The 26137-nt window shown below is 32.4% G+C and carries 23 protein-coding genes; 22 read left to right on the top strand and 1 reads right to left on the bottom strand.

What is annotated here, in order from left to right; genetic code table 11:
• Position 1: 1 nt before the first annotated feature.
• The 20 genes from Q4493_RS04170 to Q4493_RS04265 all read left to right on the top strand — a co-directional run bounded on the left by Q4493_RS04170 (position 2) and on the right by Q4493_RS04265 (position 23465).
• Complete coding sequence (locus Q4493_RS04170) at positions 2 to 1138, top strand: glycosyltransferase (RefSeq protein WP_303449633.1); 1137 nt, start codon at positions 2 to 4, stop codon at positions 1136 to 1138.
• A 39-nt stretch (positions 1139 to 1177) separates the two neighbouring features.
• Entirely contained in the window at positions 1178 to 1915 is a 738-nt protein-coding gene (locus Q4493_RS04175; protein WP_303449634.1) for an aspartyl/asparaginyl beta-hydroxylase domain-containing protein, read from the top strand.
• A 71-nt stretch (positions 1916 to 1986) separates the two neighbouring features.
• Positions 1987 to 3324 (top strand): phenylacetate--CoA ligase family protein, encoded by a 1338-nt coding sequence (locus tag Q4493_RS04180; RefSeq protein WP_303449635.1) that lies wholly within the window; start codon positions 1987 to 1989, stop codon positions 3322 to 3324.
• A 3-nt stretch (positions 3325 to 3327) separates the two neighbouring features.
• Complete coding sequence (locus Q4493_RS04185; RefSeq protein ID WP_303449636.1) at positions 3328 to 4212, top strand: glycosyltransferase family 2 protein; 885 nt, start codon at positions 3328 to 3330, stop codon at positions 4210 to 4212.
• Between the two features lie 2 nt (positions 4213 to 4214).
• Positions 4215 to 5189: a polysaccharide deacetylase family protein gene (locus Q4493_RS04190; RefSeq protein WP_303449637.1), complete on the top strand. Its 975-nt coding sequence runs from the start codon at positions 4215 to 4217 to the stop codon at positions 5187 to 5189.
• 37 nt (positions 5190 to 5226) lie between these two features.
• Positions 5227 to 6867 carry a glycosyltransferase family 39 protein gene (locus Q4493_RS04195; protein WP_303449638.1) on the top strand — a complete coding sequence of 547 codons (1641 nt, stop codon included), beginning with the start codon at positions 5227 to 5229 and terminating at the stop codon, positions 6865 to 6867.
• Positions 6860 to 8014 (top strand): glycosyltransferase family 4 protein, encoded by a 1155-nt coding sequence (locus tag Q4493_RS04200; protein ID WP_303449639.1) that lies wholly within the window; start codon positions 6860 to 6862, stop codon positions 8012 to 8014. The genes Q4493_RS04195 and Q4493_RS04200 overlap by 8 nt, the downstream gene beginning before the upstream one ends.
• A 30-nt stretch (positions 8015 to 8044) precedes the next feature.
• Entirely contained in the window at positions 8045 to 9133 is a 1089-nt protein-coding gene (locus Q4493_RS04205) for a glycosyltransferase (protein ID WP_303449640.1), read from the top strand.
• Positions 9134 to 9196: 63 nt separating this feature from the next.
• Positions 9197 to 11080 (top strand): asparagine synthase (glutamine-hydrolyzing), encoded by a 1884-nt coding sequence (gene asnB / locus Q4493_RS04210; RefSeq protein WP_303449641.1) that lies wholly within the window; start codon positions 9197 to 9199, stop codon positions 11078 to 11080.
• Positions 11067 to 12017, top strand: coding sequence for a glycosyltransferase family 2 protein (locus tag Q4493_RS04215; protein ID WP_303449642.1), 951 nt, complete (start codon positions 11067 to 11069; stop codon positions 12015 to 12017). The genes asnB and Q4493_RS04215 overlap by 14 nt, the downstream gene beginning before the upstream one ends.
• A 4-nt stretch (positions 12018 to 12021) precedes the next feature.
• Complete coding sequence (locus tag Q4493_RS04220) at positions 12022 to 13320, top strand: O-antigen ligase (RefSeq protein ID WP_303449643.1); 1299 nt, start codon at positions 12022 to 12024, stop codon at positions 13318 to 13320.
• Positions 13317 to 14333: an acyltransferase gene (locus Q4493_RS04225; RefSeq protein ID WP_303449644.1), complete on the top strand. Its 1017-nt coding sequence runs from the start codon at positions 13317 to 13319 to the stop codon at positions 14331 to 14333. The genes Q4493_RS04220 and Q4493_RS04225 overlap by 4 nt, the downstream gene beginning before the upstream one ends.
• 38 nt (positions 14334 to 14371) lie before the next feature.
• Positions 14372 to 15295 carry an ATP-grasp fold amidoligase family protein gene (locus tag Q4493_RS04230; RefSeq protein WP_303449645.1) on the top strand — a complete coding sequence of 308 codons (924 nt, stop codon included), beginning with the start codon at positions 14372 to 14374 and terminating at the stop codon, positions 15293 to 15295.
• Positions 15296 to 15311: 16 nt separating this feature from the next.
• Positions 15312 to 16412, top strand: a complete 1101-nt coding sequence (locus Q4493_RS04235) for a GNAT family N-acetyltransferase (RefSeq protein ID WP_303449646.1) — start codon at positions 15312 to 15314, stop codon at positions 16410 to 16412.
• Between the two features lie 129 nt (positions 16413 to 16541).
• The gene (locus tag Q4493_RS04240; protein WP_303449647.1) at positions 16542 to 18095 is read left to right on the top strand and encodes an oligosaccharide flippase family protein; all 1554 of its coding nucleotides are present in this window, start codon (positions 16542 to 16544) and stop codon (positions 18093 to 18095) included.
• 54 nt (positions 18096 to 18149) lie between these two features.
• Positions 18150 to 19151: a glycosyltransferase family 2 protein gene (locus Q4493_RS04245; protein ID WP_303449648.1), complete on the top strand. Its 1002-nt coding sequence runs from the start codon at positions 18150 to 18152 to the stop codon at positions 19149 to 19151.
• A gap of 442 nt (positions 19152 to 19593) precedes the next feature.
• Positions 19594 to 20538 carry a glycosyltransferase family 2 protein gene (locus tag Q4493_RS04250; protein ID WP_303449649.1) on the top strand — a complete coding sequence of 315 codons (945 nt, stop codon included), beginning with the start codon at positions 19594 to 19596 and terminating at the stop codon, positions 20536 to 20538.
• The gene (locus Q4493_RS04255; protein WP_303449650.1) at positions 20531 to 20920 is read left to right on the top strand and encodes a GtrA family protein; all 390 of its coding nucleotides are present in this window, start codon (positions 20531 to 20533) and stop codon (positions 20918 to 20920) included. The genes Q4493_RS04250 and Q4493_RS04255 overlap by 8 nt, the downstream gene beginning before the upstream one ends.
• Positions 20917 to 22608, top strand: a complete 1692-nt coding sequence (locus tag Q4493_RS04260) for a DUF6798 domain-containing protein (RefSeq protein WP_303449651.1) — start codon at positions 20917 to 20919, stop codon at positions 22606 to 22608. Before Q4493_RS04255 ends, Q4493_RS04260 begins: the two co-directional genes overlap by 4 nt.
• A gap of 131 nt (positions 22609 to 22739) precedes the next feature.
• On the top strand, positions 22740 to 23465 hold the full coding sequence (locus Q4493_RS04265; protein WP_303449652.1) for a GNAT family N-acetyltransferase: 726 nt from the start codon (positions 22740 to 22742) through the stop codon (positions 23463 to 23465).
• Between the two features lie 22 nt (positions 23466 to 23487).
• Here the strand turns inward: Q4493_RS04265 and Q4493_RS04270 are convergent, their stop codons facing one another.
• On the bottom strand, positions 23488 to 24636 hold the full coding sequence (locus Q4493_RS04270) for a hypothetical protein (RefSeq protein ID WP_303449653.1): 1149 nt from the start codon (positions 24634 to 24636) through the stop codon (positions 23488 to 23490).
• Between the two features lie 188 nt (positions 24637 to 24824).
• On the opposite strand from Q4493_RS04270, the gene Q4493_RS04275 reads away from it, so the two are divergent.
• Both Q4493_RS04275 and Q4493_RS04280 read left to right on the top strand, forming a co-directional pair.
• Entirely contained in the window at positions 24825 to 25760 is a 936-nt protein-coding gene (locus Q4493_RS04275) for a glycosyltransferase family 2 protein (RefSeq protein ID WP_303449654.1), read from the top strand.
• Positions 25757 to 26134 (top strand): EamA family transporter, encoded by a 378-nt coding sequence (locus Q4493_RS04280; RefSeq protein ID WP_303449655.1) that lies wholly within the window; start codon positions 25757 to 25759, stop codon positions 26132 to 26134. Before Q4493_RS04275 ends, Q4493_RS04280 begins: the two co-directional genes overlap by 4 nt.
• Positions 26135 to 26137 lie beyond the last annotated feature (3 nt).

Genomic DNA, 26137 nt, shown 5'->3' on the forward strand with positions numbered 1-26137 from the left:
AATGATATTAATTTTTTGGCTTTCAATCTTAACATTGTTTTATATTTATATTGGTTACCCTCTGATATTAAAACTTTTACCAAAAAACCACATCAAGACTCACGAGTTAGAAGAGTTTCCTTCTATTACTGTGTGTATACCGGCTTTTAACGAAGAAAGTGTTATTGAAGAAACGATTCTGAATAAGTTATCTCAAGATTACCCAAAAGATAAAGTGAACATCATTGTTATTTCTGATGAGTCAGAAGATGAAACCGATGCTATTGTCACCAGACTGGCAAGTGAACATAAAAATATTGAATTAATTCGTCAAATTCCCCGTAACGGTAAAACCTCAGGACTTAATTTAGCTTTTGAAAAAATCACTTCAGATCTGATCATTTTTTCTGATGCAAACAGCATTTATGATGAAAATGTATTTCACGAAATCGCAAAAACGTTTACTGATGAAAGTGTTGGCTATGTCACCGGAAAAATGGTCTATGTTAACGAAGATGGTTCTATGGTAGGTGACGGCTGTAGTGCATACATGAAATATGAAAACAACATGAGGTCGCTGGAAAGTGCAATTGGTTCAGTCGTTGGCGTAGATGGCGGTGTTGATGCCATTCGCACAGAGCTTTATTCGATATTAAATGCCGACCAATTACCTGATTTTGTACAACCTTTAAAAGTAGTGGAACAAAATAAACGCGTTGTTTATCAGCCTTCGGCCATTTTAAAGGAAGAGTCACTTTCAGATAACGCGTCTGAATTCAAAATGCGTGTCAGAGTTTCACTTAGGGCTTTATGGGCACTTTACGATATGCGAGTTTTATTTAACCCTGCAAAATTTGGCTTATTTTCATTTCAATTATTCAGCCATAAATTAATTCGCTATTTAGCTTTTGTCCCTATGATGTTGGCGTTATTAGCTAACGTAGCCTTAATTGGGCACTCGCCATTATTTAATTTAATGATGTTTGGCCAAGTGATTTTTTATGGTTTAGCCTATATTGGTCATACTCAACCTGAAAACACTAATAAATTTGTCGGGTTAGCTCATTATTTTTGTCTAATAAATTTAGCTGCAGCAATCGCCAGTATTAAATTTATCAAAGGTGAAAAAATTGTCATTTGGAAGCCTAGACAAGGGTAACCAATATATTAGTCATGAATTTATGGAAGGATATTTATTATGATGACATGGTGTAATTTAGCGGAAAGCTTCCCAATGAAGTTTGACGTTGAAAAAATGCGTAAAGAATACGACCAAATAAAAGATGAAAATTGGTTAGGTCATTATGACCCTACTTTATCAAGAGAATGGAAGGCTATTCTTTTGGTTTCGTTAGATGGAAAATCGGTTGATGAAGAATCTCAAAGAGGTTCATATGAAATGGAGCGTATGCAACGAACGGATATTGTTAAAAAGCTTCCATATTTTGAAGAAATTTTAAACAACTTTAAATGCCCCCATGGCAGAATCAGAATTTTAAAATTATCCCCAGGTGCAGGAATAAATCTTCATAGAGATATTCGACATGAAGCAGCCAATTTGGCACTAAGAAAAGTCAGATTACATATTCCAATTTATACCAATGATGATGTTACTTTTTTTGTTGGTGGCGAAAAAATTAAAATGCTACCCGGCAACTTATATTATGTGAACTTTTCAAAAAAACATTATGTTAGAAATGATGGTACAGAAGATAGAATACATCTAGTGCTTGATCTTGATGTTAATGATTGGCTGATGAATTACTTTCCAAAGTTAAGTGCTTTTGAAAAAGTTGAGCATATGTTTATGAGAGTCGCTTTACCTTTGCATTGGAAATTACTTTATTTTAAAGAAAAATTAGGTATGGCTTTTTGGGCCTGGTACAACCAATCGTTTGTCAGAAAAATTCGTCATAAACTTTTTCCAAAAAAGTAAGGCATGATTAAACTTTGGCAATAAACCACCATAGTTTAATGACAGAAAGTAGAGTGATTTGAGAATAATAAATGAATAATGTAATTGGTAAAGCTATTTATACCTTATGGGATACGAAAGAAGGATCTGTCAGGCTTAACGAAATGAAAAGTCTGAAACGATTACAATATGAAACGCCAGAAAAATTAAAAGAATATCAACTTGGCAGATTAGTCAAACTACTTGAACATGCAGAAAAACATAGCCCATGGTATAAAAAAGTCTTTACTGATTCAGGCATTAAGTATTCCGACATAAACTCTGTTGCAGACCTTTCGCGTTTACCTATTACTAAAAAAGCAGACATTCGTAATAATGCTGATGATTTTATCAGTACTATTCATAATAAAGATGAACTTGTTATTGCCAAAACTGGCGGCTCTACAGGCGTTTCATTGAATCTGTACTTTGATGAACATTGTCAAAAGTTACGTAATGGCGCCCAAGGTTATGCAGATAATTTAGCCGGTTGGGTACCAGGGGATAAAATTGGCGCACTTTGGGGTAACCCTCCTGTTGCGAAAACGTTTAAGCAAAAACTTCGTTCTTCTCTGTTAGAAAGAACTAAATACTTAGATACCATGGATCTCAATCCATCTAGTATGGGGGTATTTGTCGAAACGTGGAAAACATTCGCGCCAGACGTTATTTTCGGTCATGCTCACTCTATTTATATCTTTGCTAAATATGTTACCGAGAACAATATTTCTTTATCAAGCCCTAAAGGCGTTGTTGCTACTTCGATGATGTTACTTGACCATGAGCGTGTTGTGATTGAAAAAGCAATGGGCGTAAAGGTGACTAATAGATACGGTTGTGAAGAGGTCGGCTTAATCGCTTGTGAATGCGAAGTGCATCAAGGCATGCATATTAATACCCCTCATATCATTTTAGAATGTGTGGATGATGAAGGAAAAACTGTTTTACCAGGACAATCAGGTAAATTAGTCGTCACTGATCTAAATAACTACGCCATGCCGTTAATTCGTTATCAAATTGAAGATGTCGGTGTTTTGTCTGATCAGCCATGTTCTTGTGGGAGAACATTACCAATACTTGAAAAACTTGAAGGTAGAGTTGCTGACTTTTTAAAGAAAGCCGATGGCGGTTTAGTCGGAGGAGTGTCTTTGGTTGAGCGCACTTTAACCTTGATCCCAGGCATAGAACAAATGCAACTTGTGCAAAAAAGTATCGACCAATTAATAGTGAACCGAGTTAAAGGTCATGAATTTAATAAAGATACCGATGCGCTATTACTAAAAGAATTACAGGTTGTGTTCGGAGAAACGGTAACTATTCAAATCAACGATATTGAGAAAATGCCACAAGAGGCATCTGGTAAATATCGCTTTTCAATTTGTGAGGCTTAAAAATTGAGTAATCCTTTAGTAAGTATTGTAATTGCTTCTTATAACATGGGGCAATATTTAGGCACAGCAATAGACTCTTTGCTTAAGCAGACTTGGTCGAATATTGAAATTATTGTTGTTGATGATGGCTCTACGGATAATACCGAAGAAATGATGGCGGTATATTCAGACAACGAAAAAGTTAATTATATAAAGACTGAAAACCGTGGTCAGCCCAAAGCAAAAAATAGAGGTGTGAAAGAAGCTAAAGGTGACTTCATTGGCTTTTGTGATGCAGATGACTTTTGGACGATAGATAAACTCGAAAAACAAATGCCCTATTTTACTCATGACAAAGTTGGCATTGTTTATAGTGAAGTTTCGTATGTCGATGAAAATGATAAACCTTACGATAAAAAAGCTCCTTATGAACGCTATAGTGGCAAGGTGACAGAGCAATTGTTATTGAAGAACTTTGTACCTTTTGGCACATCAATTATCCGTAGAGAATGCGTAGAGCAAGATGGTGCATTTGATGAACAATTTCGTATGGGAATTGATTGGGATTTATGGCTTAGGTATTCGTTAAATTGGGAGTTTAATTATTGCCCAGATAAAACTTATATTTATCGTGAATGGTCCGGACAAATGTCAAACAATTATCAAGGACGTTATGATTTTGCTTTTAAGATTCTGAATCACTTTCTAAACAAGCATGGCGCTAAAATTTCTTCCAAAGCGGTTCGTAAAGCCTGGGCAGATATGTATGTTAGCCGAGGAATAGTCTATGCAAGGGCAGAAGGCACCTTTTTGAGTCCACTTAAAGATATAATAAAAGGAATTTCGATGGATATCTTTGAAATAAAAGGTTGGCTTGCGTTAGCTAGACTGGTATTACGAAGATTCTAACTATGCGTACTTTAAAGGTTTCCGCAAAAGGCTGGATTAAAGGGATATTATTCAACGTTGCTACAAGATGTGGCATGTGGAAATTTTTTACTCGAAAAGTAAAGCCTCCCAAAATCTTGATGTATCATCGCTTAGCAGACAGTAAAATTATTCCTGGAATATCTTCTGCGAACTTTGAAGCTCATCTGCAACATTTAATTAAATATTATCAAGTGGTGCCAGTTGAGGAAATTATTGCAGGAGCTAACAGTAAAGGTGAATACGCTAACAAAGTAGCGTTAACTTTTGACGATGGTTACGTTGATTTTTATGAAAAAGCATGGCCATTGTTAAGAAAGTACAATGTCCCCGCAACGGTTTATATTACAACTGAGTTCGTTGAACAAAAACAATGGATGTGGCCTGATAAAGTACGAGTGATGTTAAATGCAACGTCTCTCACTAAAGTTAATATACCTCATGTAGGCACGCTTCACTTAAGTGAAGAAAATTTTGAGAAAAATTGGCATTGTATTTCTGATCATTGTTTAACTTTGCAAGAATCTGAAAGAGATAGCTTTTTACAAGACTTAATTGTTTTACTTGACGTTACGATCTCGGATTTTCCTATCTCCGATTTTTCAGCGTTAACGTGGCAACAATTGCATGAGATGGAAAAAGAAGGTTTAGACATTGGCAGTCATACCGTTACACATCCTATTTTAACGCGTATTGACGATAAACAATTAAAAAATGAATTATTGGAATCGAAACGTGTTATTGAAAGTCATATAGCTACTGAAATTCATGGTATTTGTTATCCAAATGGTATGCCGAATGATGTTTCTGATGCAGTCACTAAAGTTGCTAAAGAATGCGGTTATCAGTACGGACTCATTGCTTATACAGACAATGTCGATAAAAACAATAAACTTAAAACTAATCGTATCCCTGCCGCTGAGAATACCGCCGCATTTGCTTTTAGTTTGTTAGCATAAATTTAAATAAAAATAATAAGATAAAGAAGGATTACTTGTGCAGCTAGATCAGTTAAATATCAATAAGAATATAGCTTATGGCCTTTTCTTTGTCTGCCTGGTCATTTCTCTGGTTTTAAAACTAAACGTTTTAGAAGTAGGCGCTCCTTTTGTTACCATTGATGATAATACCACTTACGAAGGTGGTTTTTTGGTTTGGTTTGGGCAAGCACCGCCGCAAAGAATGTATTTAGAGAGTTGGATAAATGGTCTTAGCTCAATTGTTACTTATGTAATATATCAAATAACCAATGGAGGCTCTTTAGGGGTTAATTTAGTTGCTGATGCCTATAATCATTATTTAACTGCACCTGACCTTTATGTTAAATCATACAGAATCGTTTCACTTTTTATTGATTTGCTCACTGCTTATTTTGTTTTTTTAACGGCTAAAATTTTATTACCTAATCGTCATCATATTCCTGCATTATTGGTTACGGCTCTTTATCTCTTAAGCTACAACACCATTTGGTGTTATGTTGTTGCTCGCCCTGATACCCCTATGGTTTTACTTTCAACTATAGGATTATATTTTTATTATCGTTCAGATTTTGGAAAGCATTTTAATAGTTTCTTGTTGTCAGCGCTATTTTTAGGGATTGCAACAGGCATGAAGCTTCACGGAGCTTTTTTTGTAATATTCATCATCATTGATTTATATAGAGTGCATAGGTTTAAAACCATAATTTCTCATATTTTACCGTTCGGTTTTCTTTCTGTTATGGCATTTGCTGTGGCCACTGGCTCAGTGTTATTTGACCCATTAACTTATATTAAACTTCGTGTTTTAAATGCTAAAGATGATGCCTCGCCATGGATTGTTTGGGGTGAGCAGTTTCTTGAAATTTTTCAAGGTACGGGCATTTTTACTGTGCCATTAATTATTTTTGCCATTGTACTGTTATTAAAAAATGAAAAAGTAAGACAAAATAATCGATTCGTTAGTGTACTTTTACTGAGTGTTTGTTGGTTAATGCTGTTTGCTTCTATCAGGCAACTTAGAGCATATTGGATGCTACCTGCTCTACCGCTTTTCTATATACTTGCTACGTATGTATTGTGCGAATTAAAAAGTAAGTGGTTGGCAATAGCCACAACACTATTAATGTTAGGTGTTATGTCTTTTCAAAGTTTTCAGCAATCATATGACTTTAAAAAAACGCCGTTTGATGAATTTAGAACTTGGGTAGAAACAAACGTCAAACAAGATGAAAAGCTTTTTATTTTTGGTTATGACGCGCTTTTTCTGCCTTTATCACTAGAGGCTGCCAATGTTATCGCGAGTGGTTATCAATCAATGATGGTCGAAGCAAAACAAGCCGGTGAAAGTTATACCGAAAGACACGTCAGGTTTTGGGAAGAGCGCACTAAGTTGAAGCTCATTGATATGTATAATCTGAAAAATAAAGGATTTACCTATTACAGTTACCATAAAGCACCTTTAAAAAGTTTTGCTGAACGAATTGATTTTGAAAATATGGATTATATCGCTGTATTAGATGGTTTTATTAGCGAGACGATTAATATTGATTATTTGGTAAAACATAAATATAGCAAAGTGGCTTCTGTAATAGGCCCAGGTGGTGGTGGCTCCGGCTTAACCTACACTATTTATCAGAAGGTAGATAACTTTGAATAGTAAGCAAAAAAACAGAGTACTGCATTTTATTGCCAGTGATGGCTTGTATGGTGCCGAACGCGTCATTTTAAACTTATCTGAACAAATGAAAAATGGTTATGAACAAACCTCTGTGATTGGTTGTATTGTTTCAAATTTGCATGAAGAAAATGCATTATATGAAAGAGCCATTAGTTTAGGTATTGAAGCGGTTAAAATAGTGATTTCAAACAAAGGAGTGTTGTTTGAAATTCCTAAAGCAGCTCGCCAAATTGCTGATTTAAATATCGATATCATTCATTCGCATGGATATAAACCTTCGGTTTATGGCTTTATCATTTCTAAATTAAAATCTATTCCTATTATGGCGACATGCCATTTGTGGTTTGAACTCAATAATTATCCTATTAAAACTAAGTTTCTTATCACATTAGAGTTATTTTTTTATCGATGGTTTGCACGTTTAGTAGGAGTATCTGAACCAATAAAGCAGATATTGATGGATAATGGCCTGAAGGAAAGCAATATTGACGTGGTTGCCAACGGCGTTGAAGTTGAACCTTTAACGGATAAATTAGCAATTCGTCAAAAAATTAGAGATGAATTAGCTGTTGAAGATGACACTTTTGTCATAGTCAATTCTGGTCGGTTAACAAAGCAAAAAGCACAATGGGTATTGATTGAAGCTGCGATAGAGCTTAAAAAGTCGACGGAAAAATTCGTTATTATTATTGTCGGCGAAGGTGAACTACAAGCAGAACTAGCAGAAAAAATTACTGCCAATAAATTAGAAAAGCATGTCAAAATGTTAGGCTTTTATGCTGAAATGGAACAATTACTGGCTGCCGCAGATTGCTTTGCTTTGCCTTCTATCGATGAAGGCATGCCGATGAGTTTATTAGAAGCGGTTTCGTCTGAATTGCCAGTTATTTGTACTCATGTTGGCGATATATACAAGTTAATTACAGATCATGAAAGCGGCTTTGTTATTCCGTTAGATAATCCAAAAGCGCTTAGTGAAAAAACAATTCAACTGATGAACGATAAAACACTTTCAACAACTTTAGCTAAATCAGCAAAAGAAAAAATGATTAAGTTATATTCGAGTGAAGCTATGGCAAATAGTTATAGTGATATTTATCGCTCAATTTTACTGGCGAAACAGTAATATGTTTACTGCTATTAGGTATATTTCATTATGAAGCCACGTAAAATATTATTTTGTATTGATTGTTTAGTACGAGGTGGTACTGAATTACAATTAATCGGGTTAATTGAACGCTTAGACCGCGAGAAATATCAACCCTACCTTTTAACGATCAAAGATACCGATAATTCTTTAGTTCCTGAAGATTGTCACCATTTGCAATGGTCGGTGCCTAAATTATTGTCGTTCTCCGGTATTATTCAACTAGTTAAATTAACGCGTTGGTTAAGAAAAGAAAACGTTTCTATAGTGCAATGTTATTTTCAAGATTCAACTTTACTGGCGGGTGTAGCTGCTTGGCTTGCTAGAGTGCCAGTACGTATCGCTTGTTTTCGTGATATGGCTTTTTGGAAGAACAATAAACTTGAAATGGTGATAGGCAAAGTATACCAAATGATGACGGGGTATATTTCTAATGCAAATGCGGTAAGTAAACACTTTGTTGAGCACTTTAAGTTACAACCCAATAAAATGACTGTTTTGCCAAATGGTATTGATGTAGAAAAACTTACTTTTATTGAACATCAACCGACTATTACCGACATAGGTATTGTTGGCAATATGACGCGGCATGTAAAAAGAACCGACTTATTTATTGCTGCTGCGGCAATTGTTGCTGAAAAATATCCTGATATTAACTGGCATATTGTTGGTGATGGACATTTAAAAGCAGGGTTAAAAAAGCAAGCAGAACAATTAGATATCGCCGATAAAGTTATTTTTGCTGGCCGGGTTGCTAATGTCGATCAATATATCGAAAAAATGCAAATTGGTGTGATTAGCTCTGACTCGGAAGGGCTAAGCAACGCAATTTTAGAATACATGCTAAAAGGTTCTGTCTGTATTGCGACAAATGTGGGGGGTAATCCTGAGCTCATCCATGATGAGATTAGCGGTTGTATTGTGCCTGCGGATAATGCGGCAATGATTGCTAAAAAAGTGATTTACCTTATCGAAAATCCTGAAAAATATACAGAATTAGCATTGAACGCCCGTAAAAAAATTGAAAGTCAATATAACTGGCAAACCTGTGTAGATGAACATATGCAGTATTATCATCATGCATTAGAAGATAATTAGTTGAATGTTAAATTAATGAAAAATATTAAGCTTACTATTTTGAATTTAGGAGTAAATTGGTAAATGTGTGGGATTGTTGGTGTTTTTGCCCCAAACTCTGAAGGGCTAAGAAATAAAATTGAAATTATGGCTGATTCAATTACACGCCGAGGTCCTGATGAATCAGGTTTTTATAAAGACGAATTTTTATCTATTGGGATGAGGCGTTTAAGTATTATTGATCTGTCTGGTGGCACTCAGCCCATTTTTAATGAAGATGGGAGTATTGTAGTCGTATTTAATGGAGAGATTTATAATCATAAAATATTGAAAAGCCAATTAGAAGCTTTAGGACATCAATTTAAAACACATTCAGATACCGAGGTTTTAGTTCACCTTTACGAAGAATATGGCGAAAAGATGTTCTCTCATCTTAGAGGAATGTTTGCTTTTTGTATTTGGGATAAAAACCAGAAAGTTGGCATTATCGCACGAGATCATTTTGGCATTAAACCGTTATATTACTCATTAGAGAATGAACAAATAGCATTTGGTTCAGAACTAAAAACAATAATTACTTCGCAGGTCACTAAGAAAGAAATTAATTATCAGGCGCTCGATATGTATTTGGCTTTAAATTACATTCCTGCACCACACACCATTTATCAAGGCGTAAATAAACTTAAACCCGCTCATTATATTAAGTTTGGAGAAGGGCGGAATACGGAAGTGCATCAATATTGGGATGCTAATGATGTAAAAGCAAATAAATGTAATAAAGTTGAAGAAAATATTAAGGACGAAATTGAAGCGTCTGTTTGTGCACATATGGAATCAGACGTCGATGTCGCCTCGTTTCTTTCTGGGGGGATTGATAGTTCTTTGGTAACAGCAATGGCAGCCAAAGATTCTAAATTTAAAAGTAGTTTTACGATAAAGTTTAATAATAAAGGAAATTTATATGATGAAACTCCTTTAGCTAAAAGTGTTGCTGAACGGTATGGCATTGAATTTAAAACTGTTACTCCACATACTGAACTTGAAGCACTACTGCGGGATTCTATTAAAGCATTTGATGAGCCATTTTCAGATGATTCAATTATCCCTACTTATACTATTTGTGAGGAAGTATCTAAAAATTATAAAGTAGCTTTGTCAGGATTGGGGGGGGATGAATTATTTGGTGGTTATGTTAGATATTCAGGACTTTATATAAGTACTCTATTCGACAAAGTGCCAAAAATTTTAAGAAAATCAATTGCGAATGTTATAAATAGAATTCCAACCAAAGGGCGTTTTTCTAGAAAGATTGAACATGCGAAAAGGTTCTTAAAAGCAAGTGAAATGCCTTTATCAGAAAGGTATATGTCATATGTTACCTCTATTTCTGAAGATAAACGAAAGGCGTTATATAGTGACGAAACGAAAAATAAAATAAATTTAAACGCTTCTAAAGAGCCTATTGTTAGCGCTTTTAAGCAATGTAAATCTTCTCATGTTATTGATAAAGCAGCTTATACTGACCTTAAAAATTATGTGCCGGAACAAATACTTACTTTGTCTGATAGATTAAGTATGTGGCATTCTCTCGAATTGAGAGTTCCTTTAATGGATATTAAATTATTTTCACAAGTTTATGGTTTGCCAGGAAAAGTTAAATATTCGTTGTGGACTAAAAAAGCTATGTTAAGAAAAATTGCAAGAAATTTCTTACCTCAAAAGTTATTTAAAGCTAAGAAACAGGGATTTGAAAGTCCTTTAAGTTCAATGTTAAATAGAGAGCTTAAAGCATTAAAACGTGACTTACTGTCAAAAGATAAAATTAAAAAGCACAACATATTTAATGCAGAAAAAATAAGTAAACTTATTCAAGAGCAAGAGCAAGGTATAGATGATCATAATAAAATTATCTTTTCATTGATCATGTTTCAATTATGGTACGAGGAATGTTTTGATGAAAAACATTAGTATTATTGTACCTGCATACAATGAAGGTGTGTATATCGCTAGATGCTTAAAAAAATTAATTAAGGTCTGTGAAAACTACGCAGCAAAAACTGAAATTATAGTAGTAGATAATAACTCAACTGATAATACCGGAGATATAGCCAATTCTTTTGATATTAAATATATGCTTTCTAATGGTAGATCACCAGGTGAGGTAAGAAATGATGGCTCCAAGGAAGCTAAATTTGAAATTCTCGCATTTTTGGACGGTGACTGTGTAGTGCCAGATAATTGGTTGAATAAAATAGATGAAGCTTATGATGATCCTATTGTGGGAGCGTATGGTGGAGAGCATATTGCACCCATAGAAGATAACTGGGTCGTTACTGTTTGGAATCCTACCGAATTGAAAGAAGCATATGAAAAAAAAGCAAAATTACCTGGGGGAAACCTAAGTATTAGGTCTAGTGTATTCAAGTTAATTGGTGGTTTTGATGAAAATTTGATAAGCGCCGAAGATGATAAATTATCGCTTGATGTTATAGCAAAAGGCTACGATTGTGTGTTAGATAATCATTGTGCAGTTGTTCATTTAGGTTATCCTAAAACTTTAAAGGATGTTTATCTAAAGCAGGTGTGGCATGGTTTTACGCAAATGAAAGCACATGGTGCATTTGGTGACAAGGTTGTTCTTGTCACACAGTCATGGATTCTAAGCTGGTTGTTTTTACTTAACTCCATAGTATTTAGTTTTCCAAATGTTTTTGTATTGAGCCTAATTGGCATCTTAATTTTCCCAACTTTGATAGCAGTTAATCGACTTAAATACCATAAATATATAAAACTAAAAAACTGCTTATTATCAATTATTATATCAATATTTTATATTTCCGGGAGAAGTGTTGGTTTAATAAAAGAAGTTAAGGGTTTTATCTTGAAAGTAATGAAGTTTGAGTAATATTGTGACAAAGAATAAAAGTGAAAAAGCGTCCGTTTTAAGCTATTTAACAGGTATTTATTTATTCTTTTTTTATATGCAAGCATCTTTACGGTGGCCTGCCTTTGAAGCTATACGTTTTCATTTTGTTTTTGGTTTAATCTTAACGATTCTTTGCGGTTTTAAGCTGCTATCTGCAAAAAAAGAAATACCGACTAGAAAATTCAAAAGATTCAATGTCGAAATTAATCCATCAAAACCGTTAATCAATTGTGTATTTTTGTTTCTTTTCATCTTAGGGATCTATTCGGTTGTTTCTTATGCTCAAGCGATTTCATTGGATGTATACAATAGAAGGGTTATAAAATTTGCACTCATTTCTTTTTTTATCGTTGTTTCTGTTGATAAAGTTAAAGATTTAGAAATTATATTAATTGGTTTGTTATTAGCTTGGTTTAAAATTGGTTCTGAAGGTTTTATTGGTTGGGCAACAGGGAGTTTAATGTGGGAAAATCAGGGAGTACAAAGATTACACGGTGCGAGTGCTTTTGTTGGTCATCCCAATTCGTTTAGTGCCTTTGGGGTTGGTTGTTTAGCTTTTGCTTTATATTTATATAAAGGCTTTGAAAGTAAATGGCTGAAATTAATGATGCTAGGTATTATTGTTTTTTCTTTCATAATCATTGTTTTCACCGGCTCTCGCTCTGGTTATGTTGCGGTTTTATTAGCCGCAATTTATTTGTTTTTTCAAATGAAAAGAGGAAAATTGAAAGTATTTTTTTCTACGCTTGTTCTGTTGATTGCTTTAGCGCCATTAATACCCGAACAGTATTATGAACGGTTTGAATCGATTTATACCGGTAAAGAAGCTGAAGGTAACTCTAGTAATACACGAATGATAATTATGACGGATGCCTTAAAGATTTATACTAAATACCCATTAGGGATAGGTGTTCAAGCGTTTTCAACTGTTAGGATGGATATGTTTGGTCGGTTTCAAAATATACATATGTTATATCTTGAAGTATTAACCAATATTGGCCCAATAGGGTTTATAGTCTTTTGTGTTTTTATTTTGCGGCTAATGCGGCTAAATCGGCTGAATATCGAGAAAACAGCGTTATTAGACACTAGCCAACCAAACTATAATAAAATGCTCTTTTTGAATATGCTAAGTAAAGGCATATTAGCTTATCTGATAATGAGATTGATTTTTGGGTTGTTTGCTATGGACTTATATGAACCTCATTGGTGGTTATTATTAGGTTTGGTTTTAGCCGTGAATAAATTAATACCAACGTGTATTTCGAAGGAAACATCTTGAGAATTGTTGCTTTAGACTTAGTTCGCTTTATTGCGGCAATGGCAGTTGTGCTATACCACTACACTGCAAGAGAAGGTTTTACCAGCTTTGAACTTTTGGCTGAAGTAACAAAGTTTGGTTATTTAGGTGTACCATTATTTTTCATGATTAGTGGTTATGTTATTGCACTATCAGCAAAAAACAGAACGCCTACCGAGTTTGCCATATCAAGATTTGTCAGGTTATACCCGGCGTTTTGGTGTGGTATATTATTTACTCTCAGTATTGGCGCTATTTTTGGTAGTTACTCACCTTCAATTGAAATTATTTTAGCCAATGCAACCATGTTAAACGACTATTTTGATATAGAAAATATTGATGGTGTCTATTGGACATTACAAGCGGAATTAAAATTTTATGGTTGCTTATTTTTATTATTGCTTACAGGAGTTTTTGATAAACACAAAATATGGTTAAGTATTTGGTTGGCTTTAACAGCACTGTTTTTGTTTACTGAACAACCTTTCTTTTTGAGTTGGTTTATTTCACCTGACTATTCTCCTTATTTTATTGCTGGTGTGGCTTTTTATTTTATCCATCGAGAAGGAGGTAATTCCTTTAATTTATCTATTTTATTCGGGGCTTTATTACTTTCTTCAATTGTATCGTTCCAACAAACCACATCATTTTTAAGAGCACCCGCTGATCAAGATAAATTCGTTGCTGTCGCTTTAGTTTGGTTATTCTTTTTACTTTTCTATCGTTTGGTACATGGCAAAATTAATTTAAAACCACGTAAAATTTATTTAGTTATGGGTGGAATGACTTATCCGCTGTATTTAATACATGGTTTTGCGGGGAAAACTATTATTGATTACTTTAGGTATTCATACTCTGATATATTTATTGTTTGTTCGACAATCGTGTTTATGTTATTTGCCTCTTGGTTAATACATGTTTTTTTTGAGAGAAAAGTTGCCACTCCATTAAAGTTATTTTTAATGGCTCGGTTTACTAAAACAAAGGTTAATTAAAGTGCTTAATTAATCTTTCAAATGGGATTTGTGAAATTATGAATAAAACAAATATAGGCGAATATTTATATACGAAGGGCACGGTTGGGAACTACTTTTTCGGTGTATTTAAAACATTAATAAATATTTTTAAATATAATAAATTTACAGATACATTGTTCACTAAAAAACACTTTGAAAAAAAGTTTGGTTTTGAATTAAATTTGAAATCTCCTCAAACCTTAAATGAAAAAATTCAATGGTTAAAACTCAATGACATGGATGACTTTAAAGCCATGTGTTCTGATAAATATTTAGTGAGAGAGTTTATAAAAAGTGAAATAGGTGAAGAACATTTGATCCCTCTGGTATATCAAACATATTCATTTAAAGATATTAATGCAGAAAGCTTACCTGATTTTCCAGTAATTATAAAAACGAACCATGCAAGTGGAAAAGTTTACATAATTAAAGATAAGTCAGTTCAAAATTTTAGTGAGATACAAGAAAGCTTAAAATACCAGCTTCGGAAAAATTTTTATCATTCGTTCAGAGAGAAACAATATAAAAATATTAAACCTTGCATTATTGTGGAAAAATTTATGCAAGACGAAAATGGAGATATTCCTAAAGATTTTAAAATACATTGTTTTAATGGCCAACCAACATATATTCAAGTGGATACGGGGCGGTATGTCGATCAAAAACGAGTTATATACGATATAGAATGGAACTATGTAGATATTAAATGGAAAGAAAATAAAGGCGACGAATTAGAAAGACCACTTACATTAGATAAAATGGTTGAGAAGGCTAGTTTATTATCTAAAAAGTTTCTTTATGTTCGAGTCGACTTCTATGAAGTGGATGGCCATTTATATTTTGGTGAGCTAACGTTTACGCCAGGAGGTGGGAGTCAAATGTTCGAAAATATAGAAGTGGATAAGTTGTGGGGAAGCAAATTAAAGTTGCCAATTGATTAAATGCGGTTGATTTAGCATGAAACAAGTCAAGGTTGTAAAATTATCCTTAACTGAATTTATTGGCATGGAAGACGAATGGACAAAGTGTTTACTCGATTCTGAGGCTAATCCATTATTTTCAAGTTGGATTTGGCAAAAATCATGGTGGGATATTTGGCAAGCAAGACTCAGTTTAGATCTTTTATTGTTAGGTATTTACCAAGAGAACACCCTAATAGGTATTGCTCCTTGTTATACTTATTCTGTAAAGCGGTTAGGCTTTATTAACACCCAAAGATGTGAATTTATCGGGAATTTCTCTCACAATGATGATTCAATTCGGTCAGAATATTTAAATTTCATTCTACCTAAAGGAAGGTATGACGAATTACTACCCGTAATATTAACGTATATACAGGCACAACAGATTGATGAAATCGTTTTAACTGATATAAATGCTAATTCGAGTACTGTTGATTTTCTAATAAGAAATTATCCTTCTTGCGAAAAAAAACAAGAAGAAGGTGTTTGTATTAACACAAATAAGCAATTTACGACTTATCTATCAAGCTTAGGGAAAAATACGCGATTAAAATTGTTTAATAGAAGAAAGTTGCTGAATAAGCCAAAACTTATCACCATCACACAAACTGATGAAATAAATTATTTTTTTGAAAGCTTGAATAAAATGCATATAACTCGGTGGGGAAAAGTGTGTTTTTCTTCCCATAGTGAAAAATTTCATCAAATTATTTCAAAATACTTTTTGAAGCAAGATTGTTTAGCGTTATCAGTTTTATACGATGACAATAACTTATTGGCTGTTTGTTATGATATAAGCATAGAGAATACACGTTATAATATTCAACTTGGTTTTACTGAGTATCCTAACAATAAGGTTTCGCTTGGCACCTTAATGTTAGGATATTCAATAGAGAAAGCACATGAAGACCCGGTAGTTGAAAAGTATGATTTGTTAGCCGGTAGCGGAAAAAACACTTTTTATAAAAAGCATTTTCAAGGGGAAACTCACCTGTTTATGACATTATCAATCCCGGTTACTTATAAAATAAAGTGTTTACATCAACTAAAAGCAACATATAGAACACTTAAGGCATTATTGATAAGTAAGTCTTAATTAAAAAGAACATTGAATTATATTTATGGATTTTAGAATAGCTTTTGATATCCAATACTTAACTTTACATTTTCATATTAAACCTCAAGGAATGTATGAGTTTGTTAATTTTATTTTGTGAAATTGTGAATGAAAAATAAAAAAGAAAGAAAGACCTCGTCAGCATTATTAAAAGGCTCTTCATTTAGAGTTATTCAAACAGTTATAAGTATCGGTATTGGTTTTTGGATGCTGCCTTTTCTTATTTCTCATTTAGGAAGCGAAGATTATGCCTTGTGGGTGTTAATTGGCAGTATCATTTCTTCCTATTATTTAATGGATTTAGGATTAAACCATACAGTAACTCGTTATGTCGCTCGTTATATTTATACCGAGGAATACGATCGAGCGAATCAGATAATCAATACAGCGCTGTTAATTTATAGTGTATTAGGTGTTGTTTTATTTACTCTTACTGTTTTAGCGGTATTTTTTATCGCGCCTGAAATTGTTAATGATCCTGAAGATCTCAGAACTGCACAAGCCATCTTATTAATATCAGGTTTGTCTTTGAGTTTAGAATTTCCATCTAAAGCATTTCCTGGTGTTATCAGTGCATATTTACGGTTTGATACCATAGCTCTAGTGAGAACTTTAGGTTCAGTTTTATCTGCTTTGGCTATTTTTCTGTTTATATCAAATGGTTCAGGTGTTGTTACTTTAGCGATAATTTCATTTGTATCAAATATCACTATTACAATCTTTTTTATATATTATTCTTATAATCTTTTTTCTTCGCTTGATATTGCTAAAAAACATGTTTCGAAGAAAGATATGATTGAGATTTTTCATTTTAGCAAATGGACGTTTATTGTTGATGTAACCAACCTTCTAAAAAATAAAATGGATATTTGGATGATCGCATCTTTTCTTTCAAGTGTTGGTATTACTACATATTTTATTGCTGCCAGGTTAATTGAATATGCCACCCAAATTGTTGGTCAAGCTTTAGGCTTTACAGTACCGGTTTTTACAAAATACTATGCACAAGACCAGTTAGATAAAATGGCTGAGGCATTAGTGTTTTTTGTTAAATTATATGTGCTTTTATTGGTTTTATTTGTTGCGGGCTTTATCGTACTTGGTGAGCAATTTATACGATTATGGATTGGTGATGAAATAAATATAGAGGTTGCTTATCAATGCTTAATAATTCTTGCCGTAGGTAGGTTGTTAGTATTGATTACCAATCCGTTCGTAAGTGTATTAATGACAATTAAAAAGCATAAATACGTAACTTATCTTTCGCTTGTTGATACCATAGCAGTAACTTTATCCGCAATTTATTTAATTCCAAATTATGGCTTAATTGGAGCTGCAATTGCGTTTTCTTTAGTTGTAGGGGTGTTAAGAGTGACTTATTTACCTTTTATTGTTTCACAGTTAACGGGCATCAAATTAATTCCTTTAATTTTTAATAGTTTATTTTTTATTGTTTATTCGTCAGGTGTTACCTATCTCTTTATGAGTTTCATTGGGGGTATTGATGATTGGCTTAAATTGATCTTGTATGCTTTTATCGTGGGATTTAGTATTTTGCCTGGAACTATATTATTGTTTTCAAAAAATGAGAAATACGAAATAAAACAATGGGTCATTAGTAAATTTAAAAAACAAGTTGGGGCAATTGATGAGTCAAATTGATTTATTTCCTTTGTATGGGGAAAACCTATTCAATAATACATACGGATATGTGAAATGATAGAAGTTGATAACAATAAATCGCCTACTAACTTCAAATATGGAATATCCATTATTATTCCTGTATATAATGCCGAAAATTTTATAGTAGAAACAATTAATTCAATTATTAATCAAAGTTTTAATGATTATGAAATTATTTTCATCGATGATTGTTCCACTGATGGCAGTAAAGCTAAAATAGCACCATACCTTACTGATAATATTCACTATTTTTGCGAAGAACAAAATACGGGTGGCCCATCAAAACCTAGAAACACTGGGATTAAAAAGTCTCAAGGTAAATATATTATGTTCTTTGATTCTGATGACCTAATGTTGCCTAATAAATTGGTAGAAACATTTAATGCATTAGAAGAAAATAAATATGCGGGTTTATTATGTACAAACTTTCAGTCGATTGATAAAGACTCTAATATAATATCTTCTGATTTTTTATCAGAGTATCAATCATTTAGAGGTGGGTTGGTGCCGTTGAAAGGTAACTTATTTTCATTAAAGAGTAACTTTGCTTATTCTTCTTTATTGAAAGCAAACTTTATTGGAACTTCTAGTGTTACTATTCCTAAAACAGTTCTAGATGGTCTGAATGGTTTTGACGAAACTTTGACTAATGGAGATGATTTAGATATGTGGTATCAGATCACTCATAAATTAGATATTTTATTTATTTCGCATCCGTTACATCAATATAGAATTCAACCAAATAGTATTTCATTTAGGGGAGGAGTCAAAAACTCCTTAAATAGAATTGTAGTATTGAAAAAACAGTTAGCGTTAGTACAAAGTAAAAGTAATGTATTGCAAATAAATAAACGTTTAGCGAAAAACTTCAATGAAGCCGGAATGGTTGAGTTTCGAAATTATCAAATGGATAGCGCTAGAAAATATTTTATTCAGTCTATTCGTTATCGTTTTAATTTTATAGCAGTCAAATATTACTTTGCATCATTTTTGAATAAAGCATTAATTAATTTTTTTAAAAAATTCAAATGTTAATATATTTGTAATATTAACACTAAATAATCTCGTTCTACCCTATAAAATTTGTCAAAAATATTCATTGGGGAGTATAAGCCAATTATAGAATTTTTGCTTGCATTTATGCTGTGTTAGCTGAGCTCTTCTACGCCTAAAGTTTTTGTCAGAAAGTTTGTTTTTATAGGTTGCTTTATTAAGTACCTGCTAATGACTTAATGGGATTTAGCAGCAAAAGCTGTGCAATTTTTAGATGTAAATAGGATTGGGAACTTATTATAATGGGCTGAGATAAAATCAACACCTACAAAGCAAAAGTGGATTTTGGATTATATATTTGGGCGATATAAACCTTCACGTAAAGATTAAGTAATCTTTAATGACATTAAATGGTTATTAACAGATCAAAGAATTTGAAATACGTGGCGGCATCATTTTGCAAGTTTTTAATTGGAAAAGTGAAATGGATCATCAAACACAAGAAAATATTTATTTATCAATAGTAATACCTTTATATAACGAGGAAGATAATGTAGATGTATTGATTGATACAATCATACAAAATGTACTCCCTTTAAAGGTAAGCTATGAAATTATTTTAGTTGATGATGGAAGTAGTGATAATACTTGGAATAAAATCCGCCAATATTCGGCACCGGTTAAGGGCGTTAAGTTGGCGAGAAATTTTGGTCACCAACATGCATTGCTCGCAGGACTAAGTGAAAGTAAGGGAGATGCTATTATTTCTATGGATGGTGATATGCAACATCCACCATCCCTGATTGAGAAGCTGGTTGAAAAACATAAAGAGGGGTATTTAGTTGTTAATACTTATAGAAATGATGCTCACGTAGCTTCATATTTCAAAAGAAAGACGTCTTCAATGTTTTACAAGTGTTTTTCTTTCTTAACTGATGTATCAATGGCTCCAGGAACATCTGATTTTCGTTTACTAGACAAAATAGTATTAAAAGAACTTCTTAAACTAAAAGCTCAAGACTTATTTTTACGCGGCGCTGTTGAGTGGTTAGGGTTTGAATCTGTCACCATACCTTATGTTGCAGGTGAAAGGTTCTCGGGGGTATCTAAATACCCGTTATCAAAAATGCTAAACTTCGCAAAGGGCTCAATAATCTCATTTTCTACTAAACCTCTTGCGATAGGGGTTTGGCTAGGCGTATTCACAAGTGCTTTAGCATTTTTGGAAATAATTTATATAATATATCAGGTATTGATTGGTGAAACTGTTGCTGGTTGGGCATCTACAGTCGGTATTATTTCATTCCTATTCGGCGTACTATTTATTATGTTAGGGATCATAGGTAGTTATTTAGCTCGGATACATGTTGCTCTTCAAAATAGACCTAGGTTTATAGTAGAAGAAATTACAGAGAAAAAAGATGTTTGATAAAGATTTTGTCAAACAGCTAACAAAATTTTTGATTGTCGGAGCATCTAATACAGCCCTTAGCTATATTGTATTTTTTATCAGTTATAATTATTTCTTATCTAAAGATGCTTTTTACTCTCAATGCTTAAGTTATAGCGCAGGAATTATCTGGAGCTTTTTTTGGAATAATAAATGGACTTTTTCTAAGGCTAACAAAAGTTGGTCTGCATTTTATCCATTTTTAATTTTACAATTATTCCTACTTTTGATTAGTGCTTTTCTATTAGATATTGCTAAGGCGCAATTAAATTTGAGTATAAATTTAATTTGGCTGGGTGTAATGGTTGTTATTACCATTCTGAATTTTTTCTTAACCAAACATTTGGTATTCAAAAGATGAGTAATAATATCAATCAATTCGCACTGTATATACTCATATTTATTACATCGTTAGTTTTTGGTTTGAGCTATGGGAGCGACAATCAGAATACGTATTTAATTCATGGTTTAACTCAGATTTACCCTGACTTTTTATCTGTTGATTGGTTTGCTCATAATACAAAGCATTATCACGAAAAGTTTTCAAATATCATTGTGTTTGTAAATTATCTGAATTTACCTATAGATTTAAGTTTGGCCATTATAGACGTTATTTTAAGGGTTATAGCGTTAATTGGTGTTTATCAAATTATCATACTGCTTACTAAAAACCATACCTTAAGTTCATTTATAATCGTTTTGACTCTTATTGTTTTAGAAAAAACTAATAGTGTCGCAGGTACTTACATTTTTACTTCTATGTTGCAGCCATCATCATTTGGTAGTGCTTTTTCGATCGTTGGAATACTGTTTTTCTTACGTGGTAAGTTTTTTATTTCAGGCGTATTTATAGCCCTAGCCGGTTATATGCATACCAATTTTTTATTATTGGGTTTTGTATATTTAGGTATTGCACATCTCTTTATTGGTACCGAAAGAATAATAAAGCGTTGTGTAATTCAGTTTTTACCTATGTTCGTTATTTTAGCAATGGAGCTTCCATTTTTATTAAGTATGCTTTCTGCTGAAAATGGTAAAATGGCTACCTATATTTTTCAGTTTATTCGTTCTCCACATCATTATGTTCCAAGTAATTACCTCTTTGATTTTGTGCTATTCATAGGTTGGTCAATAGTTGGTGTAGCTAGTATATTGTTTATTGATTTTGAAACTGAACTCAAGAAAAGGCTTTTTGGATTATATGCTTCACTTTTAGCTATTATTGTAATATCAACGATATTAACTACTGTTGTATTTGTTCCCTTCATCTCGAAATTATTTTTTTGGAGAATGGCTCCATTTAGCGTTCTTTTATCACAAATTATATTTTCGATAGCGGTTATCAATTTGGGAGTTCATAGTAAAGCTGAGATAACCACTCGCTTTTTAGGCAAGTGTTTTTTACTTCTAGTCGGTTTCTTATTTATTTTAAGGTGGTATTCATATACTCACGGAATGTTTTCGACTGAAATGTTCCTTATTATGATTGTTTTTTTAATTCCTAGCTTTCTAATACTAAGGTACAGACTCTTTTCAAAAGTCGATTCTTTAATTTTTAGAAAAAATACCATACTTATTTATTGTATTTTAACGTTTTCTTTAATATTTGTTTATCAATTTAGTCACTCTTTCTATCAATCCTCTACCTTATTTAACAGTTTTCCAGAAGAGTCAGAATCAGAACTATACCTATGGGTGAAGACAACTGATAAAACAGATAAGTTCTTGATTCCGCCTGATATGAATAATTTTAGATTACACGGTGAAAGGGCAATCATTGTTGATTGGAAGTCTACCCCTGTAGATCCAGATGGTTTGATGGAATGGTATGAGCGCATGCAAGCCATCACAGGCCTAGATGATATTAGTTCATTTACTGAAGCTAAAGAGGCTTATTTGAATATGAACATGGAACGATTACTTTTTCTAAAGAAGCAATATAACGTTCATTATGCAGTAATTTATAACAATAAAAATAAACTTAACATAAAGTTAACTGAAGTTTTTAAGAATGAGAAATATACTGTTTTATCATTAGATGAACTATAAAATATACTTGAGGTCTTTATCTTTTCATTCCAATATAGAAATATTTAGCCTTTAGACTTTCTATATTTCACTAAGCAGTTTTTAGTTCATAAAAATAAAATTTATTTAGAAGTAATTAGACGGGGACTTATATGGATGTGAATCAACAAATAGAGTTTTTAAAATTTGATAGTGAGTTATTTAAATTACCAATTGCTAGTCATCAAATAACAAAAGAAACGAATTATGATTTAATATCGAATGAAATCAGAAACTCTAAAATTGAATTGTTATATCTATTCTCCGAAAAGCAACAAGATATTAAAGAGATTGAAAGTAATATAGAGCTCTCTGTAACGTATGCCGATGAAAAGGTCATTTTCGAAAAATGTCTTGAAGGGCGAACTAAAGTAACATCTAGTGATAAAATTAGCTTAAATCAATGGAATAAAAGTGATTTAACAAAACTAGAGTCATTAGCAATTGCAAGTGGCGAATACTCTCGATTTAAGCTTGATCAGAATTTGTCTAATGATGAAAATGAAAAATTATATTACAAATGGTTACACAAATCGTTAAGCTTTGAATTAGCAGATAATATTTACATATATGATAAGGAAAAAATTGCAGGGCTACTCACGGTCAAGTTCGATGTTGATAAAGCTGTTGTTGGGTTATTATCAGTTGACGAAGTATATAGAGGCCAAGGCATTGCAGGAAAACTACTAACAGCGTTAGAGAATGACTGTATATCAAGGGGTATTAAAATAATTTCAATTCCTACACAGCGAATAAATCAGAATGCTTGCAAATTTTATTTAAAGCAAGGGTATTCAGAAATACATTCATCTCATATTTATCATTGTTGGAATCGATAATAAAGTATTGTAAATTTTATACTCAAATATAATTATGCGTGTTAAATATCTTAATTAAATATGCAATACCTGCTAGAAAGTGTAATAAAAATGCACCTAAAATGACTTTATTCTTCAATGGTTTTAGCCCTGAAAATGCTACTTTTTCAACAAATAATAAAGTTGTAACCAAAAATAAAATATAGCTACAAATGGTACTCTGCCAAAAAAAGTTGCCATGATATTCTCGGGCACCTGTTTCAGATAATAGCGCGGTTAAAGAAATGGCGACTAAATATGAAATTGTTGCATATTGTAGTAGTAAGTTTTTAAAAACATCACGCCAGTAAAAACCAATATAAATAATCGGAAATACTAATGAAGCTACTAATGAATATAATATATTTGGTGTGAAATATGACCAAACTGAAAATGGTTTAATAATAATACTTGCTTTATCAGCGTATTGATTACCATATGATAGAGAGTAAATTAAGTAATATAAAATTAACGTAGTTAAAGTACCAATAAACACAGGTATTAAGTTACGCCACATGGCATTGTTAAATTTAAATGTTTTTAAGAGTAATAACGGAAATACCATAGCGAAAACAAAAAAGTAGCTTGGTTTTATTAAAATATTTAATAAACATAAAATCACTAATGTAGATATACGTTTATTTGATGGTTTTATTAACTGTAAATAGGATAAGAAAAATAATGCTAATGAGAAAGGCATTACCAGTATTGTTGTTGAATTGTGCCATACATTAGGTGGAATTTGACCAAGGTAATAATTGCTTGCGGGCAAACTGAAAACGAAAAGTAACAAGATGCTTGGTAGGAGTATAAATACGTATGAATTTTTTCTTATTTCTTTATTGTTTTGATTGTAATATTGGAATATTTTACGAGTTAGAATAAATTTTGCTGTTAAAGCTATAGTTAATGTAAAAATAGAAGAAAAAAGTAAATTATCTATATTTGTTTCAAAAAAAGAAAAAAAATATACGGTTAAATAGTATAGGAAATTAGCTGGAGGCAAGATTGTCTTATCAGATATTTTACGGATCATTTCAGCATGTAAATTTATATCTGTAGACACATTAAATGAAATCCAACTGAAAATTAATAGCGATAAAATAAAAATAACTAAATCGATAATTAATATTTTTTTAAAATAATTATTCACTTGCTTCCTTAAGATTATTAATAAGTTAAAATTTTTTGTAATAATATAGTAATCATAACTAATAATTTTAGCTTGGTTAAAGTTAATACGACTTATTAAGTTTTTTTAGGGACGAAAATGTAATTCTTACTTAAAATTACAGTAGAATAAAGTACAATATGAATTGTAATTACCCTTATGGATGGTTTATGGATAAAATTGCAGTGGTGATTCCTATTTATGGAAGCCCAAATTCCCTTAATGAACTAGTGGAGCGCTTAATTGCTACATTAGGAGAGTTGACAAAAAATTATGAAGTTATACTTGTTGAGGATCATTGTCCTAAAAACTCTTGGGAAGCAGTTGAAAATTTATGCTTAACCTATAAAGAAGTTAAAGGAATTAAGTTTTCTAAGAACTTTGGTCAGCACTATGCCATTTTAGCTGGTTTAAGAAAAACGGATGCAGATTATGTTGTAGTAATGGATTGTGACTTACAAGATCATCCGGAAGATATCCCCGCATTGTATAAAAAAATTAAGCAAGGATTTGATAAAGTCTTTGTTAAACGTATTAATCGCAAACATTCTCTTTTAGAAAGGTTCACATCCAAGATTTTTTATAAATTTTTAAGTTATATGACGGATACTCAGCAAGATGCCTCCATTGGAAATTTTGGTATATACAGCCGTTCAGTGACTAAAGAAATTTCTCAATTAACTGAAACCGCCCGTTTATTTCCAGTTCATGCTCGCTGGGTTGGGTTTAATGATGCTCATATTGAAATAATACATAAAGAAAGACATGATGAAGGCGTATCCTCATATACTTTTAGAAAAAGACTAGCATTGGCAATTGATATAGCCTTATCTTTTAGCGAAAAACCTTTATGGTTAGTCATAAAATTTGGTTTTTCTATATCTGCGTTATCATTTTTCTATGCTTTATACACCTTGACTAACTGGTTATTTGGCGGAGTAACCGTTGAGGGTTGGACTAGTTTAATTATATCGGTCTGGCTTTTAAGTGGAATCATTATTGCTATTCTTGGTGTTGTAGGCGTATACGTTGCAAAGACTTTTGATGAAACTAAATCTCGTCCATTATATATTATTGAAAAAGAAATAAATATGGAGGGTATGTGATAGGTTACTTATATATAGCAGGTTGTGTTTTGTTTACTGTATATGGCCAATTGATTTTAAAGTGGCGCATGAATCTGCAGGAGACTTTGCCTGAAACTACCACGGAAAAAATAATTCATCTAATTAAACTTGTTATATTTGATCCTTTTATATTAAGTGGATTTGTTGCTGCCTTTATTGCTTCTCTTTTTTGGATGGCAGCAATGACTAAATTTTCTCTAAGCTTTGCTTACCCTTTTATGAGCTCTGCATTTATTATTGTTATGTTTTTATCTGCTTTATTGTTCGGAGAGGTTTTAAATACTCATAAACTTATTGGAACTGCTTGTATTGTTGTTGGCATCGTTGTTTTAAGTCAAGGTTATAAAGCGTAATTA

The sequence above is a fragment of the Colwellia sp. 1_MG-2023 genome, from assembly GCF_030546755.1.
Lineage (GTDB): Bacteria > Pseudomonadota > Gammaproteobacteria > Enterobacterales > Alteromonadaceae > Thalassotalea_H.